Raw genomic sequence first — 4,136 nt, 5'->3', positions numbered from 1 at the left:
CTACTCCGCCCGCTCCACCTGCTGCGGAGCCAGAGAAAACAGGTGCCGGATTCGGAGGCATTTTGAACCAGGTTCAAGGCGCGTTTAAAGGGCTGACGCAGAAGCGCGATAAAGAGGCCAAGGCAATCTACGTCCGTAAGCAGTATCGTGTACCGGACGCGGCAACGCCCGTAGCACCAGAAACGCCCGCGATCGCGGATGATCCGTTGACTCCTCCTAGCAGCGCAGAACCAGCGATCGTAGAGGACACCTCGACTCCAGCGGATTCAGTGCTTCAAGAAGAAATTGCCTACGAAGCTGGGAAGCCCGAAGAACCAGACCACACCCTGGAGGCAATTCCGCCTCATCCACCCTCTGCCGAACTGGTAGAAGCCGCGATCGCAGATGCCGAGGAAAAGCATCTTCCTGCTGACCCGCCTCCTGTGAGCGAGGAGCGATCGGAGGGGTAAGAATTGGTTAAACAGGCTGCACTGCGCTTATTTCGTCGCGGAACTGTGTCTTTAGCGGAGTTCGAGCTCTTACCTGTGGCAGAGCGCTTAGTCGTTTCGTGGCAGTAGAGTTCGAATAGCGTAGCGATTGCTACGAAAGCGCTTAACAGTAGCGCTAGGAGTTTGGATAGCAAAACGAACTGTCTAGGAGGTTTACTCCCATGAGTGACACTAAGAAAGTGCATGGTGCTGACTCTAACCCCGATCCCCTCACAGGTGAACCGGGTGCTCATCCGGTTGGGACAGGAGTTGGTGCCGCTGGAGCAGGAGCCGTGGGTGCGGCGATCGGCGGAACGGTTGGTGGTCCTGTTGGAGCCGTAGTCGGTGCAGCCATTGGTTCAGTTGCAGGCGGTTTGGTCGGTAAGAGCGTTGCAGAAAGCATTGACCCAACGGTTGAGAACGAGTATTGGCGGACTAATTACAACACTCGTCCCTATGTGGAGCAAGGCTACGACTACACCGACTACGAACCGGGCTACCGGACGGGCTACGAGGGCTACTCCACTTACTATGGTCAGGGTCTGACTTACGACCAAGCAGAGCCTCACCTGCGTCAGAACTACGAATCAAAGCATGGCACGGGTCGCGTGGGCTGGGACAAAGCGAAGTACGCTGCTCGTGACGCTTGGGATCGCGTAGAGCGAGCAGTTCCAGGTGACGCCGATCTCGATGGTAAATAGTTGATGATCCCCCTGTTGATGTAGGCAGAGAGGGGCGCAGGTGCGCCCCTTTGTTGCGTTTACGCGGCTGCATCTACACGACGCTAGCGTTATTGCTGCGACGGATGGCTACGACAGCAGGCTTCGGTGGGTCGTTAGAGCGTTTACTGGGCCAGTTTGAGCCGATCGGCACTGTGCGGGTCTGCATAAACTCTTTACCATCCGTAGTTCGCATTGCAAACTGGCGCGTTTCGGATGCCATGTTTTGACGAATGCCGTTGATCTCTGCCGGATGCTGAATCGACGCAAACAAGGTCTTTCCATCAGGTGTAAAGCAGGGACCTGTCGTTTCGGCTTCCATCGGTGCAATGCCGAATAGGTAAGCTTTTCCTGCATTTTCCCCAGTGACAGGCAAACACCAAATTGCGTTGTTGCCGAAGATGCCTCGCACGTTCGATGGGCTGACAACCTTTCCGGTTTTCTCAACCCGATTCGCAGGCACCGTCCGATTGAGTTTGTCGGACGACATGTCATTGACCATCCATAGATTGCCCTTGGGGTCAAACATCAGGTTATCGGGGTTGGCAAAGCCCAGCCCGCCTGCTGAAGGTTCGCCTCCGGTTGCTATCATCTTCCAGCGAAAACTCGTTGCGCTGGGTTCGTTGCCGTCTTCGGTCAGGTGCATGATCCAACCGTGTTCGTAAGCGCTGCTGCCGTCGGGTCCTTTGAAAATCCGAATATCGGGACTGCCATCTTCTTTGCTGACGCTGCCAGATGTAAAGGCGATAAACAGTGACCCATCTGGAGCAATTTCGGTATCTTCCGGGCGCGCTGTACAGGTGGCTCCGATCGCGTTGCCAGCGTAGTGCGCGTCAATTAGAATTGCCCCTTGTTTTTCTTCGGCGTTGCCGACGTAGAGATCGCCCAGCGTTTTGTACTTTTTCTTAAAGGCTTCCACTTGGGCATCGTCGTCGAATCCGTAGACGCTGCCTTGGGGACGCTGGGGCAGCGGCAGCATCGCTCCACTGTGCATCGTTGGGGGGATGGGATCGATCGGCGTACTTGCCGTCAGCGGAATCCATCTGCCGGTACCATCGGAATTAAACTGCGCAGCGTACAGCATTCCATCGCTCAGTAGTTTCGAGTTCGCCTTATCTTTGGGGTTACTGACGGCGCCTTTGCTGACAAATTTGTAGATGTGCCCGCCGCGTCGATCGCAGCCGGAATAGAACGCGAGCGGTTTACCCGTCGCTACCCGCACGCCGACGGCTTCGTGGCGATAGCGACCCAGCCACGTGTGTTTGGTGCCGTAGTCGTTGGGGTTAGCGGGGTCAATTTCTACCATCCAGCCGTACTTATTGCCTGCCAAACCGAAGACGTTACCCAATCCGGTAATCTCTTCGTCGGTAATGTTGAAGGGGCGCTGGATTGGATTCAGCGATGTACCATCCGCGTAGACAGGTTCTGGCACATGGTTCTGAATGTTTTCTTCACCGCTAAATACAGTTCCCCAAGGCGTTGTGCCACCCGCGCAGTTCTGGAACGTGCCAATAATTTTGTCGCCAAGCTTGTCTGTGTAGCCTAGCCCTTTGGTTTTCTTGAACACGGCAACGGCTGGACCTGTAGCTTTAAGGTATCGTCCGTCTTCCAGACCCGAAATGCCTGTAATGCGACGATCGGCTTTAGAGTTCGTTCGCTCCCATTTGCCGTCAGCGCTGCGGCGGATGGAAATAACGCCCATGCCTTGATCGATCAGTCCTTCTTGGCAAATGAGCTTGACCTTTTGCTTAATTGGGTTGTTGTCCGCTAGCGCAAAGGCATTCAGTCCAGGTACTTTGTCGTCTTTGATTGCTTTAATTGCTGCCCGTACGGCTTTCTCCACCTCGGCGATCGGGAGCGGCTTGCCAATCACTTTTTGGTAAGTCTGCTGCCAAGGAACTGCGCTAATGTACTCAAAGTTGACAGCAAGCAGACCCTCATTCGGTCCAGTCTCAACCAGCGAAAGAAAATCGTTGTTGTAGCCAAACCGTGAATCACCAACCTTATCGCCCCAAGCCGCCACAACATCATAGGTAAAGCCCTCAGGCAGTACCAAATCATCGACGATCTCGTAATTACTGAAATCAGCAATTTGCTGGGCGGAAGCTAGAGCGTTGCTAGTCAGTGGAATTGGACCTTTGACTGGGTTGAAGCTAACGGGCGTTGCTCCTCCTGCGGTTGGACTACTGGCTGAGGGCACTTGAGGCGCTTTCTGCCCGGATGGTTGCAGCGGACCACAGGCAGCAGCACTGATACTGGAGCCAAGAAACAGAAGAAAGCTTCTACGGTTGAACGTCATGAGATCTGTCGAAAGGTAGATGATGGTTCAGGTCCTCGCCCATCGACTCTAGCTCGACTTTTTTAAGAAAGGGTTAATGAGAAATTACGCAACGGCCTTGGCGACAGCTTGTGCATCTCGCCGTAGCCCGGCGGCGATGCGGAAAAGCTCTTGTCCAGTGTGCAGGTAATAGTCGTCGTAGTTGAGGGTGAAAAATTCCAACTGTTCAATGCCGTCGCTTACCTGGTTTAAGCAGTAATAGAGTCGTTCGGCAACGCCTGCAACATTCGGCGGATTGGGTTGGGATTTGAATGTGGCTTCGGCACGACTAAAGCGGTCCCGGCAGTCGTCCAAATAGTTCTGAAACTCTTCCATTAACTCGTCATCGAACGGGTCAGCGGCAAGGTCATCGATCTGTTCTTTTAGCGGCTTCAGGATCTGCTGAATTAATCGATCGACTGGCGTATAGACCTGCTTCATCCACTGCTCGATCGCGACGTCTTGCTGGTAAGCCACTCGCTGCTGGGAGCGGTAGCGGGCTTGGGCGGCGGTGGTGCGCTGCTGACGATCGCTCTCGCGCTCCACCGAAAATCCCGCTGCTTCCAGTTGAGAGTGGTACTGGCGTTCATGATCGTACGATCGACGATTATCCGGATCGCCTAGCACTTCGTA

General features: G+C 54.4%; 3 protein-coding genes and 1 pseudogene. 2 read left to right on the top strand and 2 right to left on the bottom strand.

The features are described 5' to 3' along the window. Both H6F43_RS10770 and H6F43_RS10765 read left to right on the top strand, forming a co-directional pair. Nucleotides 1-449: pseudogene (locus H6F43_RS10770) on the top strand (hypothetical protein); the annotation flags it as partial. A gap of 200 nt (nucleotides 450-649) precedes the next feature. Next, nucleotides 650-1,168 carry a hypothetical protein gene (locus H6F43_RS10765; RefSeq protein WP_190342765.1) on the top strand — a complete coding sequence of 173 codons (519 nt, stop codon included), beginning with the start codon at nucleotides 650-652 and terminating at the stop codon, nucleotides 1,166-1,168. A gap of 73 nt (nucleotides 1,169-1,241) precedes the next feature. On the opposite strand, the gene H6F43_RS10760 is transcribed toward H6F43_RS10765, so the two are convergent. After that, entirely contained in the window at nucleotides 1,242-3,485 is a 2,244-nt protein-coding gene (locus H6F43_RS10760) for an alkaline phosphatase PhoX (protein ID WP_190342764.1), read from the bottom strand. Nucleotides 3,486-3,569: 84 nt separating this feature from the next. Further along, nucleotides 3,570-4,136 (bottom strand): molecular chaperone DnaJ (locus tag H6F43_RS10755; protein WP_190342763.1); only part of this gene is annotated, 567 nt, incomplete at its 5' end.

This window comes from Leptolyngbya sp. FACHB-36 (assembly GCF_014695955.1).
In the GTDB taxonomy this organism is placed as follows: domain Bacteria; phylum Cyanobacteriota; class Cyanobacteriia; order Leptolyngbyales; family Leptolyngbyaceae; genus FACHB-36.
The sequence above is the reverse complement of the archived record's forward strand: the minus strand, read 5'-3'. Positions and strand labels throughout refer to the sequence as shown.

Bases quoted from the DNA above. Each gene is read 5' to 3' on its own strand.
- H6F43_RS10765 (WP_190342765.1), top strand. From the start codon at position 650: ATGAGTGACACTAAGAAAGTGCATGGTGCTGACTCTAACCCCGATCCC.
- H6F43_RS10760 (WP_190342764.1), bottom strand. From the start codon at position 3,485: ATGACGTTCAACCGTAGAAGCTTTCTTCTGTTTCTTGGCTCCAGTATC.